13 protein-coding genes are annotated in these 14,328 nt (G+C 58.9%); 9 read left to right on the top strand and 4 right to left on the bottom strand.

Going from position 1 to position 14,328, the window contains the following annotated elements:
* The first annotated feature begins 96 nt into the window (after nucleotides 1–96).
* Entirely contained in the window at nucleotides 97–960 is an 864-nt protein-coding gene (locus tag BFL40_RS29800) for a LysR family transcriptional regulator (protein ID WP_071487306.1), read from the top strand.
* A gap of 69 nt (nucleotides 961–1,029) precedes the next feature.
* Here the strand turns inward: BFL40_RS29800 and BFL40_RS29795 are convergent, their stop codons facing one another.
* From BFL40_RS29795 to BFL40_RS29780, 4 genes are read right to left on the bottom strand one after another with little or no spacing between them, the layout of a single operon-like run.
* Nucleotides 1,030–1,566 carry a GNAT family N-acetyltransferase gene (locus BFL40_RS29795; RefSeq protein ID WP_071487305.1) on the bottom strand — a complete coding sequence of 179 codons (537 nt, stop codon included), beginning with the start codon at nucleotides 1,564–1,566 and terminating at the stop codon, nucleotides 1,030–1,032.
* Between the two features lie 31 nt (nucleotides 1,567–1,597).
* Nucleotides 1,598–3,019, bottom strand: coding sequence for an efflux transporter outer membrane subunit (locus BFL40_RS29790; protein ID WP_071487304.1), 1,422 nt, complete (start codon nucleotides 3,017–3,019; stop codon nucleotides 1,598–1,600).
* Nucleotides 3,016–4,584: a DHA2 family efflux MFS transporter permease subunit gene (locus tag BFL40_RS29785; RefSeq protein WP_083374535.1), complete on the bottom strand. Its 1,569-nt coding sequence runs from the start codon at nucleotides 4,582–4,584 to the stop codon at nucleotides 3,016–3,018. The genes BFL40_RS29790 and BFL40_RS29785 overlap by 4 nt, the downstream gene beginning before the upstream one ends.
* Complete coding sequence (locus BFL40_RS29780) at nucleotides 4,577–5,686, bottom strand: HlyD family secretion protein (protein ID WP_071487303.1); 1,110 nt, start codon at nucleotides 5,684–5,686, stop codon at nucleotides 4,577–4,579. The genes BFL40_RS29785 and BFL40_RS29780 overlap by 8 nt, the downstream gene beginning before the upstream one ends.
* 99 nt (nucleotides 5,687–5,785) lie before the next feature.
* Between BFL40_RS29780 and BFL40_RS29775 the strand changes: the two genes are divergently transcribed.
* The 8 genes from BFL40_RS29775 to BFL40_RS29740 all read left to right on the top strand — a co-directional run bounded on the left by BFL40_RS29775 (nucleotide 5,786) and on the right by BFL40_RS29740 (nucleotide 14,193).
* Nucleotides 5,786–6,484 (top strand): CerR family C-terminal domain-containing protein, encoded by a 699-nt coding sequence (locus BFL40_RS29775; protein WP_071487302.1) that lies wholly within the window; start codon nucleotides 5,786–5,788, stop codon nucleotides 6,482–6,484.
* 177 nt (nucleotides 6,485–6,661) lie between these two features.
* Nucleotides 6,662–8,005 (top strand): GntT/GntP/DsdX family permease, encoded by a 1,344-nt coding sequence (locus tag BFL40_RS29770; protein WP_071487301.1) that lies wholly within the window; start codon nucleotides 6,662–6,664, stop codon nucleotides 8,003–8,005.
* Nucleotides 8,006–8,020: 15 nt separating this feature from the next.
* Nucleotides 8,021–9,373, top strand: coding sequence for a D-serine ammonia-lyase (gene dsdA / locus BFL40_RS29765; RefSeq protein ID WP_071487300.1), 1,353 nt, complete (start codon nucleotides 8,021–8,023; stop codon nucleotides 9,371–9,373).
* A gap of 39 nt (nucleotides 9,374–9,412) precedes the next feature.
* On the top strand, nucleotides 9,413–10,345 hold the full coding sequence (gene dsdC, locus BFL40_RS29760) for a DNA-binding transcriptional regulator DsdC (RefSeq protein WP_071487299.1): 933 nt from the start codon (nucleotides 9,413–9,415) through the stop codon (nucleotides 10,343–10,345).
* A 136-nt stretch (nucleotides 10,346–10,481) separates the two neighbouring features.
* Nucleotides 10,482–11,090 (top strand): LysE family translocator, encoded by a 609-nt coding sequence (locus BFL40_RS29755; RefSeq protein ID WP_071487298.1) that lies wholly within the window; start codon nucleotides 10,482–10,484, stop codon nucleotides 11,088–11,090.
* 418 nt (nucleotides 11,091–11,508) lie between these two features.
* Nucleotides 11,509–12,177 (top strand): signal peptidase I, encoded by a 669-nt coding sequence (gene lepB / locus BFL40_RS29750; protein WP_071487297.1) that lies wholly within the window; start codon nucleotides 11,509–11,511, stop codon nucleotides 12,175–12,177.
* A gap of 42 nt (nucleotides 12,178–12,219) precedes the next feature.
* Nucleotides 12,220–13,230 carry a GlxA family transcriptional regulator gene (souR, locus tag BFL40_RS29745; protein WP_071487296.1) on the top strand — a complete coding sequence of 337 codons (1,011 nt, stop codon included), beginning with the start codon at nucleotides 12,220–12,222 and terminating at the stop codon, nucleotides 13,228–13,230.
* A 51-nt stretch (nucleotides 13,231–13,281) separates the two neighbouring features.
* Entirely contained in the window at nucleotides 13,282–14,193 is a 912-nt protein-coding gene (locus BFL40_RS29740; protein ID WP_071487295.1) for an ADP-ribosylglycohydrolase family protein, read from the top strand.
* The last annotated feature ends 135 nt before the right edge of the window (nucleotides 14,194–14,328 follow it).

Below are 14,328 nucleotides of genomic sequence, written 5' to 3'. Positions count from 1 at the left end.
TGTTGAATCAGGCCTGAATCTTGCGGGTGAACAACTATCATGCAAAGCGCATAATTCAACTTCTATCCATTCGATTAACGAATAGGGGTAACAGTGATGCCTTCCAGTGATTTGCAGATCGATTGGCTCAAGTGCTTCGTGGCAGTGGTGGATGCAGGTTCGCTATCTGGCGCAGCCCATGAGGTAAACAGATCGCAGTCTGCCGTCAGCATGCAGATGAAAAAACTGGAGGCCGCGCTTGGACGACAGGTGTTGAGTCGTGGCCCGAGACACCTTCAACTGACCTCTGACGGCCAGACACTGCTGAGCTACGCGCGTCGCATGCTTGCACTGCACTCTGAGACCCAAGCGGCTTTTCACGGAGAAGAGTTAACCGGGCGAATCCGCCTTGGCGTTGCGGAGGACTACGCGGCACGGTATCTCACGCCGGTTCTAAAGCGTTTTTCTCCGCGCTACGCTGGCGTAGAAATAGAACTGACTTGTGAACAGTCGACCACGCTTATCCCGCGCGTGCGAAACGGCGATCTTGATCTTGCGTTGGTGTCCAGAGACTCGCCTCAAAGCGGTACATTGCTCTTCAAAGAACCCATGGTTTGGGTTGGCTCACCCCAGTTCGAACTGTGGAGGCGAGACCCGTTGCCTATAGCCGTCTACGAAAGTGAAAGTTTGGCTCGGCGTTATGCAGTGAACTCACTGACCCAACAGGGACGCGAATTCAAGGTGGTCTACAACAGCTCCAGCTTAGCTGGCCAGGTGGCTGCAGTTGAGGGTGGGCTCGCTATTGCCGCGATCACTCAGTGCAGCGTGCAGGCATCGCTTCACGTCTTAAGTAGCGAACATGATTTAGGCGCCATTGAACCCATGGAAGTTTCGATTCTACGTAGCCGAGCCTCTCGCGGGTCCAAGGCGGTCAACAGTCTTCATGCGTTCATCATCAGCGCGCTAAGGCCTCAGGTGTAGTCATCGTCACTCAATCTGCTCCTGCTGGGCCGTTCTGGGTCCGTTGAGAGCCTGTATCAACTCTTCCATCTACTTCCCCGCCTGACGCTGCTTTAACTCTAGCCCCATGACCACCATCCCGATTTCAGTCAGGTCTGTATTGAACGGGATTTCACCCATGTGCTGAAAACCAAAGGCCTCATAAAAGCGCCGCGCATTTGCATTGGTCTTGAGCACATCCAGCCAGAGCAGGCGCTCTCCACGCTGCGCGGCCAGGTCACGTATGAAGTGCAGGAGTCGCTTTCCATATCCCTGGCCCGCAGCGGATTTGAGGAAGTAGATTTTTTGCAGCTCCGCGCCCACTTCTCCGGTTAAAGGCGCAGGCACTGACCAATTGACCTTGGCAAATCCAACGACGCTGCCACTTTCGCTTAAGGCGATCAGCCACAAATGCCTGCCGGAAGATTCGAGTGATTGGTTAAGCGCCTCGGGTGAGAAATCTTGATCGAGGAATTGCTGCATGCCGGCAGGAGACCATAGGGTCGAAAAATGCTCCCGGTAGGTCTCGCAGCCAACTTCACGCAGTGCATCGAGATCGGCTTTAGTCGCTTCACGAATGTTGATCATGTTCTTCCTTGGTGTATGAGCTTGATGTCGTTCATAAGGTCCACCCCAATCCCAGCGCCTTATGCAGCGACGCAAAGTCTTTCAGCAGCTCGGCATCCCCGGAAATCCGACTCTCCTGAGCCTGATACCGCGTGCGCTCGGCATCCAGCCAATCCAGCGTACTCGCGGTGCCGGCGCGATAGCGTTGACGTGTCAGATCCGCCGCGCGTACTGCCGAAGATTCCACATTGCGCAGTATCACAACGTTCTGACGCTGATGACCATAGCGTGCTAACGCCACATCAGCATCACGCAATGCACTCAGCACGACGCTTTTGTATTGCGCAAGCGCCTCATCGCGCCCGGCTTCTGCGCCTTTGACGCTGGCTGCCACGCGGCCGAAATCCAGTGCATTCCAGGTGAACCGCGGCAATATCAACCACGTCCCGCTTTCCTTGCGCGCCAGGTGCCCCGGATCGCTGGCCGAGAACGACAGGTCGCCCGTCAGGCTGAGTTTGGGAAACCAGTCGGCGGTCTTTTCGCCGATCTGCGCATTGCTGGACGCCAATTTACGCTCAGCCGCGCGGATGTCGGGCCGGGCTTTCAGGATGGCAGCGGGGTCGGCCAGGGGCACTTCGCGGGGAATGGCGGGCAGGGCTTGGGCAGTGGCGAGACGGCTATCGAGCTCACCGGGTTCCAGGCCGCAGAGCAAGTCCAGTTGGTCGAGGGATTCGACGATGGAGGCTTGCAGCGGCAGACGCTGGGCTTGGGTGTTTTCGGCCTGGGTGAGTACCTGTTCCAGTTGCAGTTGTGAGGCCACGCCACGCTCTCGGCGTTGCTGAGTGAGGTCCAGGGCCTGGTTTTCGATATCGACGCTGGCTTCGACCAGCGCAAGCCGTGCTTGTTGATCACGCAGGTCGGTATAGGCTTGGACCACGTCGGCGGCCAACTGCACTTGGGCATCGGCCAGTTGTGCTTGAGATGACTCGGCTTCTGCTTGCGCGGCTTCCACTGCACGGCGGGTGCCGCCGAACAGGTCGGCCTCCCAACTGGCATCGAAACCCGCCAGATACAAGCTCAATGGGCCGCGGCCACCGCTGCTGCTGCCACCCAGCGCGGAGGTGTCGGGAGAGCGCAGTCTGAGCATTGCCGCATCACCGGTGACTTTGGGCATCGCGTCGGCGCGGGCACCGCTGAGGCTGGCACGCGACTGTCTTAAACGTGCTTGGGCCGTGGCAATATCGGGGCTGTTTTGCAGCGCCTGGTCGATCAATGCATTGAGCTGTGAGTCACCCAGGGTTCGCCACCATTGGGCGACGGCGGGCGTGGTTGACGAGGCGCTGTCTGCATGGGGCAAACGGCCGGCAGCCAGGGTTTTGGGCGCGACATTCGGCGCGCCTTGGTAATCCGGGCCCACGGTGCAGGCAGACAACAGGCCTATGGCCAGAAGCAGGGGAAGGGGGCGAGCAATCATGGTCGTACCGTGGGCTTTTTCAAGATGAAGATCAGGGGCAGGCACGCCAGCATCGCGAGTCCCAGTACGTAAAATGAATCGTTGTAGGCCATCACGGAGGCCTGTCGCGCAATGTCACTGGCGAGTTGGGCAAACGCCTGCAACTGCGCCGTGGAGGCATCGCCGGTTTGCGCCAGGTAGCTGGCGGTGTTGCTCGCCATGTGGTCCTGGGCCAATTGGCTGTTAGCCAGGATGCCTTCGCGCAGTCTGTCGTCATGAAAGTGACTGCGCCGGTCCATCAACACGCCCAGCAACGCCAGCCCGATCGTGCCACCGAGGTTGCGCGACATGTTGTAGAGGCCTGCGGCATCCCCGGCGTTTCGCGTCTCGACCGAGCGCATCGACAATTGGCTGAGGGGCATCATCACCAGGATCTGCCCGAAGCCTCGCAGCAATTGCGACCAGACGAAGTCATGGCCAACGCTGTCGGCGGTAAGTTGGGTGTCGACAAAACAACTGGCCCAATACAACAACAGACCGGCACCGACCATCCAGCGCAGGTCGTAGCGGCCAAGCATCCTCGGCAATATCGGCATCAGCAGAAATGCCGGAATGCCTGACAGCAGCATGATGGAACCTGACTGCTGAGCGTTGTAGCCGGACAAGATGCCAAGGAACTGTGGCACCAGATACGCCGTGCCATAAATCCCGGCACCGACGGCGGTGCCAATCAACAGCACACTGCCAAAGCTTTTGTTGAGCACCAATTGCAGGCGCAGGATCGGCGTGCTTGAACGGAACTGCCCGATGGCAATCAGGAAGAAACCGGTGACGGTGGCGATGCTCAGCCAGGTGATCAGCGATGAGTCAAACCAGTGTTCGCGTTGGCCTTCTTCAAGCACCACGGTCAGCGAACTCAGGCCCATCGCCAGGCCGAGGATGCCCAGCCAGTCAGCGCTGATAAAACGTTGCAGGTTCATGCGCTCAGTCGGCAAGCCGGTGATTAGCAGGGTGATCAGGGCGATGCTGATGGGCAGGTTGAGAAAGAAGCACCAGCGCCAGTTGATATTTTCCGTCAGCCAGCCGCCGATGACCGGACCCAGCAACGGGCCGAGGATCACGGTCATGCCGAACATTGTTGTGCCGATCGCCAACTGATGTGGGGGCAGGCGCGTACGCACAATGGTTTGTGCGGTCGGGATCATCGCACCGCCGGCAAAACCCTGGCCAATGCGCCCGGCGATCATTGCGCCAAGGCTGGAAGACAGGCCACAGAACATCGAAAAAACCGTAAACATCAAGGCCGTGCCGATCAGGAAGCGGCGCAGGCCGAATACCCGTGTGAGCCAGGCGGCGAGGGGGATCATGACGATTTCCGACATCAGGTAGCCGGTGGCGATCCAGGTGCCCTCGGTGCCGGTGGCGCCGATTTGGCCCTGGATCTGCGGCAGCGCCGAGTTGGTGATCGACACGTCGAGCGTCGCCAGCAACGCGCCCAGTGCCCCTGCGGCGACGGCAATCCAATCGGTCAGCGAGGCGTTGCGCGGTTTCTCGGCGACCACCTCGGTCATCAGCGCTTCAGCCATGATTGGCGTCTGCGCCGTGGGTGCGGGTGTCGACTTCAACCGTCGCCGATAAGCCCGGCATCAGGGCTACGCGGACGTCATCCGGTACATCCAGGGAAATGCGCACCGGGACGCGCTGAACGATTTTTGTGAAGTTGCCGGTGGCATTCGACGGCGCCAGCAACGCGAACTGCGCGCCGGTGCCGGGGGAGAGGCTGTCGATGTGGCCTTGCAGGTTACGGCCTGGCAGCGCATCCACATGCACGGTGACGCTCTGGCCGGGGCGCATCTCGCCGATTTGGGTTTCTTTGTAGTTGGCGGTGAGGTAAATCGCGCTGATCGGTACCACTGTCAGCAAGCGAGTGCCTGGCTGCACATACTGGCCGACACGTACGCCGCGATCGGCTACACGGCCATCCAGGGGGCTGCGAATCACGGCGTCATCCACGTCCAATTGACTCTGCGCCTCGCTGGCCTTGGCCACGCCGAGTTGCGCCTGCGCCTGTTTGAGTTGGGCCTCAAGCGTGCCGTAGCGGGTTTGACTGGAACTCAAGGCCGCTTGCTTGGCCGCCACCGTGCTGCGGGCTTGTGCCCATTGGTTATTGAGTTGCGCCAGGCGTTCTTCCGGCTCGGCGCCTGAACGTGCCAGTGGCGCGTAACGGGCGACTTCGGTTTGCGCGTGGTGGGCGTCGGCTTCGGCACCTTGCAGTTGCGCGCGGGCCTCGGCGATGGTCGAGTCCTGTTGCACCAGGTCGGCCTGGGCTTTGGCGAAGTCGGCATTGCGCGCGGCAATGGTTGCCGAGGCTTCATCGCTGACCGCTTGGTATTTGCGCGCGTCCAGGCGCACCAGGATGTCGCCGCGCTTCACGTTCTGGTTATCGCTCACCAGCACTTCGGCGACATAGCCGTTGATCTTTGGCGCCACGCTGATGCTGTCGGCTTGCAGATAGGCGTCGTCGGTGGTCTCGATAAAACGCCCGGTGAGCCACCACCAGCCGGCCCAGCCCAGGCCGATCAATAGCGCAGTGGTGCCTAATGTCAGGAGTATCCGGCGTGCCTTGCCGCGTTGGCCGTTGACGGTGTCTTCAGGCATGACCTGAGGCGAGGGAGGTGCAGCGGACATCGAGGTCACTCCAGATTTATATCAGATGGAATAAATTCTATTTTTCGCGAATTTTTGTCAACTGGTATATTTTGCTTCGGTATTCGAATGGAGTTGCACATGGCACGACATAAACCAGCCGCCGAAGGGGGTTACCAGCGTGGCGAAGAAACCCGCGCGCGCATTGTCGAAGCGGCGGTCGTGGTGTTCGGCGAGCGCGGCTATGACCGCGCATCGACCCGTGATATCGCCACGGCGGCTGGCGTCAACGCACCGGCGATCCAGTACTACTTTGATGGTAAGGAAGGTGTCTACCTTGAGTGTGTCGAGCACTTGATCACGCTGCTGTGGCGCAAGATGGCACCTCCCGTGGTGGCGGCGGAACAGGCGTTGGCCGATGCAAATGCTGACGACAAGACGCTGATCGAGGCCTCATTGGGCATCCTGGGCACTGTGGTGTCGACGATTCAGGACAGTCCGCAGACCACGGCCTGGCGCGCATTCCTTGATCGTCACCAAGCCGGTCTATGCCCTGAAAGCGCGACAACGGCCTTTGAAGATCGCTTCAAGGCGCGTATTGGCCGGGTCATCCGACAGTTGATCGCACGCTTGGCCGGTTTTGCCGTCGAGGATGAACGCACGGTGATTCACTCCATGGCGCTGTTCACCCAAGGGTTGGCGTTCCGAGTGCAAAAGCCCAAGCTGCTCGAAGCGCTGCAGTGGACCGAGGTCAACCAAAAGGAGATGGAACTGGTGAGGGATGTGGTGCTGATGCAAGCACGGTTTACGCTGGAAGGGCTTGTGAAATATCGAGGTTGAAGTCCTCTCATTTTCAACTAACAGAGGGACAAGCGGCTTGCCGTTTCAAACACCTGAAGAGGGGTCATCTACCGCCTGACGAATCATCGTTTGTGTGCACTACCTGTCTGAAATCTAATCCATCGCAAACAAACAATAACTCGCATTGATGCGAGCTGCGATGGAGCAAATCCAGCCATGACCCCTACGTTTTCTCTAGTGATCCTGGGCGCATCAATCCTGCTGATTGTGGTCTTGATCAGTAAATTCCGCGTTCATCCTTTCCTGTCCCTTATCGCTGCAAGCCTGGTGGTGGGCATCGGTACCGGCATGACACCCACGGCGATCGTCTCGGCCTTTGAGAAGGGGATGGGCAGCACCCTCGGCTTCCTCGCCGGCATCATCGGCTTGGGCAGTATTCTCGGTAAGCTGTTGGAAGAGTCCGGCGGCGCCAAACGCATCGCAACCACACTCTTGCGTGTGCTGGGGGAACGGAACGCCTCTTGGGCCATGATGCTGGTTGGCTTTATTGCGGGTATTCCCGTGTTCTTCGAGGTGGGGTTCGTCTTGCTGATCCCCTTGATCTACGTGGTCGCCCGCCAAACCAACATCAATCGTCTCTACCTGGGCGTGCCCTTGGCGACCTCGCTGATGGTGGTCCATTGCATTCTTCCCCCGCACCCGGCCGCCACTGCGATAACCGGCATGCTCAATGCCGACATCGGCACGGTGATCCTGTATGGCCTCATCGTGGGTTTGCCGACGGCAATCATTGCCGGACCGATCTGGGTGAAACTGATGTGCTCGCGGCAGGCCCCGGATAGCCAGGCGCAGTTTCTGGCTGAGCGCAGCGAAACGCTGATCGACGAGAGCAGGGCGCCGAGCTTCGGTGTGGCACTGGTGAGCGTGCTGTTACCACTGGCGCTGATGGTGGGCAAAACGCTTGCTGCACCTTTGCTGACGAAGGGTTCGATGGCGCTGGAGTGGGTCTCCTTTATCGGTAATCCGCTGATTGCGCTGTCGTTGTCGATTTGCTTCGCCTACTGGTCGCTCGGCCTGCGTCGGGGGTTGGGCATGAGTGAGCTGCTCAACCTGACCAACCGTTGTTTTCCACCCTTGGCCGGCATCCTGTTGGTGATTGGTGCCGGGGGAGCGTTCAACGATATGTTGGTGGGCAGCGGCATCGGCAAGGCACTCGCCGACGTGCTGGGTCAAACCAACATCAACCCGATCCTATTGGCCTGGTTGATCGCGGGGTTGATGCACTTCGCAGTCGGCTCGGCCACGGTCGCGATGATCAGCACGGCGGGCATGGTGCTGCCGATGTTGGCACAACACCCTGAATACAGCCCTGAAATCCTGGTGATTGCCATCGGCGCCGGTGCTATCGGCTGGACCCATGTCACCGACTCTGCATTCTGGGTCGTAAAGGAATACCTGGGGATCTCCCTGACCGAAGCCCTCAAGAAATTTACCGGGGCCACCGTATTGGCCTCCGTCGCTGCGCTGTTTTTTACCCTGATACTTTCCAAGTTTGTGTGACCAAAGGTGGTTCTCATGATTCAAGGCAAAACCCTGGAGGCTTGGTATCAAAGCCATCCACTGATCAAAACCCTGGTTTCACTGCAAGAGGTGTCCTGGTTCAATCCCGCGATTGCACCGAGCGCCATCGCGTTGGGGGATGTGGGTTTGAACACGGATGACGTCAAACAGGCCAGCGAGCGCCTGCGACGCTTCGCGCCCTACATCGCCAAGGTGTTTCCGGAAACGGCGGCAGCAGGCGGTATGATCGAGTCGGGTATTCAGCCGCTGAAGGCATTCCAGCACCAGCTTTTGAGTGAGGCCGGGCTTGCTGATATCGGCAACCTGTGGCTCAAGAAAGACAACGAATTGCCGATCTCCGGCTCGATCAAGGCGCGCGGGGGGATCCATGAGGTTCTCAAACACGCTGAAGACCTGGCCCTGCAGGCGGGGCTGATTACGCTGGAAGATAACTACGCGGTATTGGCCAGTGACTCCGCACTTGAGTTCTTTAGCCGCTACAAGATCGCGGTCGGCTCCACCGGCAACCTTGGGTTATCCATTGGCATCATGAGCGCCAAGCTGGGGTTCCAGGCCACCGTTCACATGTCGTCGGACGCGCGTCAATGGAAGAAAGACAAGCTGCGGGCCAATGGTGTGACGGTGGTGGAATATGAGTCCGACTACAGCGTCGCGGTGGAAAATGGGCGTCGGCAAGCTGAAAACGATCCGGCCTGCTATTTCATCGATGACGAAAACTCGCCACACCTGTTCCTCGGCTACGCCGTTGCGGCCGAGCGCCTGGCTAAACAGTTCGAATCGGCGGGCGTGCAGGTGGACGCCAATCACCCACTCTTTGTGTATCTGCCCTGCGGTGTGGGCGGTGGGCCAGGCGGCGTTGCGTTTGGGTTGAAGCTTGTCTTTGGCGACGCGGTGCACTGTGTGTTCGCCGAACCGACCCATTCACCGTGCATGCTGCTGGGTGTCCACACTGGCTTGCATGACGAGGTCAGCGTGCAGGATTTCGGCATCGACAATGTCACCGCGGCGGACGGGCTGGCGGTTGGCCGTCCCTCCGGTTTTGTCGGCAAGGCGATGCAACGGCTTATCGACGGTTACTACACCGTCACCGATGAAGCGCTTTACCGCCTGATGTTCATGGCCCATGAGCTTGAAGGTGTGCAATTGGAACCCTCCGCTTTGGCCGGTGCGCCGGGTATCGTGAGGGTGCTCAGCGATGAGCACTACTTGCGGCGCATTGGCGTCAGTACCGCCACGTTGGCCAACGCCACGCACTTGATCTGGGGTACAGGCGGAAGCATGGTGCCGGCGACTGAGTTCGCGGCCTACCTTGATAAGGGGCGCAGACTGCAACATCCTGAGTCGTAATAAGCATCCATGGCGGTTGATGAGAAGGGGTTTACAGCAATGTCAGTACACGGTCTGAAAGCACCCAGGCTTAACGGTGCCCATCTGTCCAACCTGCACACGTTTCTCGTCGCCGCCCGCCACCTCAGCTTTGCCCGCGCCGCGCAGGATTTGTGCTTGACCGCCAGCGCCGTCAGCCACCGCATTGCGCGCCTGGAAGAGGAACTGTCGCTCAAGCTGTTCCATCGGCTGCCCCGGCGGGTCGAGCTGACGGATGATGGTGAGCGGATCTTCAAGGTCATGCAGCAAACCATGGATACGTTGTCCGAGGCGGTTCAGGAACGTTCCCACGCCCAGGTCGAAGGGCAGTTGTGTTTCTACGCCCGGCCTTCGGTCGCGCAGTGCTGGCTGGTCCCCAGGTTGTCGGACTTCATTGCGCGCTACCCGGGCATTCAACTGGACGTACGGGTCGGCAATGAACCGATCGACTATCGAACCCGGCGGATTGACCTGGTGCTGTGCTATTCGAATGGTGAACACCCAGGCCTCAACAGCCTGCGGTTGATGCCGGAGCGAATTGCCCCGGTGTGCAGCCCCGAATATGCCAAGGCCCATCACTTGATGGGCGATCCGCAGCGTCTGTCGGGTTGCACGGTGCTGCATGACGTGGCGGCGTGGGACAATATTTCATTCGATGCAGAATGGCGTTTATGGCTGCAAGCGACTGGCCAGACCCTGGAATTGCCGAGTCGCTTCATGACGTTTGACCGTTCCGACTTGAGCACGTTGGCGGCCATCAATCATGCGGGCATCGCCATCGGGCGAGAGCAACTGGTGCGTCAGCGCGTCGAGTCGGGTGAGCTGGTCCTTCCGTTTGGTGGCTTCATCGACGCAGTGAGCTATGGCTATTACCTGGTCCACCCAGCACACGAAACCATGCCCAAAAGGCTCAAGGTACTGATCGATTGGCTGGTCGAGCAAGCGCAACACTGAAGTGTCCTTATCCGCGCTAGCGCGTTGCTCCACATACTCAAAGTGTATTCCTCGATCCGCCCTTAGCTGTACGGGGCGTTCGGGGCCGGAACCCACTACTGTCGCAGGCATAACACTAACGAATGGATGCCGCGCCATGTTCATGTCTACCAGCCTGCTCTCAGCCTTTGTGCTGTTCGCCTTTGTGTCCTCGATCACTCCTGGCCCCAACAACACTATGTTGCTGGCGTCGGGGGTGAACTTCGGGTTTCGCCGGTCGATGCCTCATGCGTTGGGGATCAGCATTGGCTTTATGCTGTTGGTGATTTCGGTTGGCTTGGGCCTGGGTGAAGTGTTCAAGGTGTTCCCATGGGCCTACACACTGTTGCGGTATGTCGGCGCCGCGTACCTGTTGTACCTGGCGTGGAAGATTGCGACTTCCGGCGGCATGTCCGATAGCAGTGACGAACACGGCAAACCCATGACTTTCCTCGGGGCCGCGGCGTTCCAGTGGGTCAACCCCAAGGCGTGGATCATGGCGTTGGGTGCAATCACCACCTATACGCCGGCTGAGGGTTACATGACCAATGTGCTGGTGATTGCCCTGGTATTTGCGGTGGTCAACCTGCCCAGCGTGTGTGTCTGGGTAGTCTGTGGCAGTGGCTTGCGCAATGTGTTGCGCGAGCCACGTTGGATAAGGTTGTTCAACGGGTCGATGGCGGGGTTGTTGGTGCTGTCGCTGTACCCGATGCTCTTTACGAGTTGATGGGCCCAGGCCTAAACCGGCGAGATGGTCGCCAGCAGACCAATGCCGATGGTCAGCACTAAAAAGCCAAACAGGAAAAGTGCCATCTTGGTCATAAGGCCTCCGAAGGGAAGGGTGCGACAGGAACATTCCTGCCGCGCTCGACAAGGGTGTCGGGAATGGGGCTATTGTCCGCCCGGGGCAGTTTTCGATACAGATGCAGATGACAAAGAAAAAACCGTATCAGATGCGCGCGCGCTGTTTGTGTTACTGGGCTGGGCCGGGTTTGGATTAATAAAGATCAGAGTGGCGTCAGGTTTTTAGGCCGTTGTGTGTAGCCGGTTAAAATGTAATCTTCTTACACGACATTGAATGTTGCCAAAAATGACTGCGGCTTGCGTGGAGCCTGCTCTACGCCTCTTTTGTAGTGTGAGGATGTATGCGACGTTGGTTGAGCAAATACCGTTACGCCATTATTTTTTGGCTGTGCTTTGGTATGTTCCGTACCTCGTTGGCCGATTGGAACCCCATACCCTCCGGCTCCATGCGCCCGACCCTGGTTGAAGGGGATGTGGTGCTGGTCAATCGGGTGGCGTATGACCTCAAGGTGCCCCTCACGGATATTTCGTTGGTCAAGCTGGAAAACCCGCGAAGGGGAGATGTGGTGACCTTTACGTCGCCCCAAGATGGCGTGCGCTTGATCAAACGGATCGTTGGCATCCCCGGCGATACCCTGGAAATGAAAAACGAGGTGCTGTGGATCAACGGCACGCCCGCCACCTACGCGGATGCGCAGGACATCCGCGAGCCTTTCCTTGCCGGGCAATCTATCCCAGGTATCAAGCTGACCGAACGGACGAGCACCAGTCAGCGCACAGTTCAATTCATGCCGACGGTGCGGGCATTACGTGATTTTGGCCCCGTCGTGGTGCCTGCCGACCATTACTTCATGTTGGGTGACAACCGCGACAACAGTGCAGATTCACGCTACATCGGGTTTGTGCCGCGTCGGCTGCTGATCGGTCGCGCGCATCATATCCTGGCGTCAGCGCAGATCCTGGATAACTGGATGCCACGATTTCGCCGATTTGGCGCACCAATCCTCTAAGATGGCGCCCACTGCATCAAAATAAGAGTGGGCCAACCCTCGATGGAAAGACGCCAGTTCAGCGGTGGCATGAAAGGCAAGAACCTGCGCTACCTCAATGAGTCTCCCCAACAGCCGTCGCCGGTCACCCGCGTCGGCTTCTTGCTGCTCGAACACTTCTCCCTACCCGCATTCACCCAGACCCTCGATACCCTCATCACCGCCAACCTGCTGCGCCCCGAATTGTTTGCCACGCGTACTTTCGGCTGCGGCGATGGCGAGGTCATCAGCGACCTGGGCCTGGTGATCCGCCCCGATGCGCGCTTGGACGTGCTTGCGCTGCAAGGCTTGGACCTATTGGTCGTCTGCGGCGGTTTTCGCACGGAGCTGAAGGCCAGCGACGAGTTTATTCAATTGCTGCGCAGTGCCGTCGATCACGGCGTAAGCCTCGCCGGATTGTGGAATGGCGCCTGGTTCCTCGGCCGTGCCGGGCTGATGGAGGGTTACCGTTGCGCTATCCACCCCGAACACCGCCCGGCATTGGGCGAAGTATCCAAGACTGCCCACGTCACCAGCGAACCCTACGTGATCGACCGTGATCGCCTGACCGCCTCCAGCCCATCGGGCTCGTTCCACATGGCCCTCGACTGGATCAAGAGCCTGCACGGCAAAGCGTTGGTCGAAGGTATCGAAGACATTCTCTCTTTCGAAGAGTCCCGCTACCGGCGCATCAAACCCACGGAAAACGTCTGCGTCAGCGCGCCGCTGCGCGAAGTGGTCAAACTGATGGACGCCAATCTTGAAGAACCCCTGGAGCTGGACCAACTGGCCGTCTATGCCGGCCGCTCCCGGCGCCAGCTTGAGCGGTTGTTCAAGGAGCAACTGGGCACCACGCCGCAACGCTATTACATGGAGTTGCGTGTGACCGAGGCGCGGCGCTTGTTGCAGCACACAGAGCTGTCGCAGGTGGATGTGCTGGTGGCGTGCGGGTTTGTGTCGCCGAGTCATTTCAGCAAGTGTTACAGCGCGTATTTCGGCTATCGCCCCTCCAAGGAGAAGCGGTTGGTCAAGTAACATGGGTGCTGTCGGAAATGTATCTGGACGGGGTTTTATCAAGGAGTGCTGATGTCTATCACGCTGTCAGACCGCTATCGCGGTTGCTTGCTTGGATTGGCCTGCGGTGATGCCGTGGGCACCACGGTCGAATTTATGCCACGCGGGACGTTTGCGCCTGTCACGGACATGCTGGGTGGCGGGCCTTTCCAACTCAAACCGGGCCAATGGACAGATGACACGTCCATGGCGCTCTGCCTGGCCGAGAGCCTTCTGAACAAGCATGGCTTTGATGCTTTGGACCAAATGGCGCGGTATCTGAACTGGTGGAAGTGGGGGTACTTGAGTGCCACCGGCGAGTGTTTTGATATCGGCATGACCGTTCGTGAAGCACTGGCGGTATTCCAGGAGAGCGGCAACCCATTTGCAGGTTCTACAGACCCGTATTCCGCCGGCAATGGTTCGATGATGCGTCTGGCGCCCGTGGTGTTGTTCTTCTTTCCTGATTCGCAAAGCGTGCGCACGTTTGCCGTCGAAAGCTCACGCACGACCCACGCGGCTCAGGAGGCAATCGATTGTTGTGCCGTACTGGCGCAAGCGATCAGCAATGCTTTGAGCGGTGTTTCGAAAGATCAGGTATTGCTCTGCTCAGACGTCTGTTTGAGCGCCCCTAAAGTCGCCGCCATCGCCGCCGGTGAATACTGCAACAAGTCGCGTTCCGAGATCGTGGGTTCCGGGTATTCGGTGGCCTCACTGGAGGCAGCGTTCTGGTGCTTTCATCACACCGATAGCTTTGCTGATGCCGTGCTTGCCGCTGCGAACCTGGGGGATGATGCGGATACTACGGCAGCCATCGTGGGGCAGTTGGCCGGTGCGCATTATGGTGCCCAAGCGATCCCGGCGGGTTGGCTTGAGAAGCTATGGATGTACGATGAAATTCAGGGTATGGCAGACGCGTTATTAAGCGCTACCGCTGCCCGGTAGAGTAAGGCTTGCACCTTGTGGCGAGCTTTCTCAGAATCGATCTAATCGATACGCCGCAGACGCCGGCAAACCGGACAGCACAGGCTTTGTCGAGACCATCTGCACCACCATCTCCGCCGTCACCGCCGCCTGAGT

Origin of the sequence: Pseudomonas costantinii (assembly GCF_001870435.1) — a bacterium.
Lineage (GTDB): Bacteria > Pseudomonadota > Gammaproteobacteria > Pseudomonadales > Pseudomonadaceae > Aquipseudomonas > Aquipseudomonas costantinii.
This window is presented reverse-complemented; position numbering and strand designations above follow the sequence as displayed.

What these genes read in the sequence shown, in the direction of transcription:
- BFL40_RS29770 (WP_071487301.1), top strand. Translation starts at nt 6,662, where the DNA reads ATGACCCCTACGTTTTCTCTAGTGATCCTGGGCGCATCAATCCTGCTG.
- BFL40_RS29795 (WP_071487305.1), bottom strand. Translation starts at nt 1,566, where the DNA reads ATGATCAACATTCGTGAAGCGACTAAAGCCGATCTCGATGCACTGCGT.
- BFL40_RS29775 (WP_071487302.1), top strand. Translation starts at nt 5,786, where the DNA reads ATGGCACGACATAAACCAGCCGCCGAAGGGGGTTACCAGCGTGGCGAA.
- BFL40_RS29780 (WP_071487303.1), bottom strand. Translation starts at nt 5,686, where the DNA reads ATGTCCGCTGCACCTCCCTCGCCTCAGGTCATGCCTGAAGACACCGTC.
- BFL40_RS29755 (WP_071487298.1), top strand. Translation starts at nt 10,482, where the DNA reads ATGTTCATGTCTACCAGCCTGCTCTCAGCCTTTGTGCTGTTCGCCTTT.
- BFL40_RS29800 (WP_071487306.1), top strand. Translation starts at nt 97, where the DNA reads ATGCCTTCCAGTGATTTGCAGATCGATTGGCTCAAGTGCTTCGTGGCA.
- BFL40_RS29740 (WP_071487295.1), top strand. Translation starts at nt 13,282, where the DNA reads ATGTCTATCACGCTGTCAGACCGCTATCGCGGTTGCTTGCTTGGATTG.
- lepB (WP_071487297.1), top strand. Translation starts at nt 11,509, where the DNA reads ATGCGACGTTGGTTGAGCAAATACCGTTACGCCATTATTTTTTGGCTG.
- BFL40_RS29785 (WP_083374535.1), bottom strand. Translation starts at nt 4,584, where the DNA reads ATGGCTGAAGCGCTGATGACCGAGGTGGTCGCCGAGAAACCGCGCAAC.
- dsdC (WP_071487299.1), top strand. Translation starts at nt 9,413, where the DNA reads ATGTCAGTACACGGTCTGAAAGCACCCAGGCTTAACGGTGCCCATCTG.
- souR (WP_071487296.1), top strand. Translation starts at nt 12,220, where the DNA reads ATGGAAAGACGCCAGTTCAGCGGTGGCATGAAAGGCAAGAACCTGCGC.
- dsdA (WP_071487300.1), top strand. Translation starts at nt 8,021, where the DNA reads ATGATTCAAGGCAAAACCCTGGAGGCTTGGTATCAAAGCCATCCACTG.
- BFL40_RS29790 (WP_071487304.1), bottom strand. Translation starts at nt 3,019, where the DNA reads ATGATTGCTCGCCCCCTTCCCCTGCTTCTGGCCATAGGCCTGTTGTCT.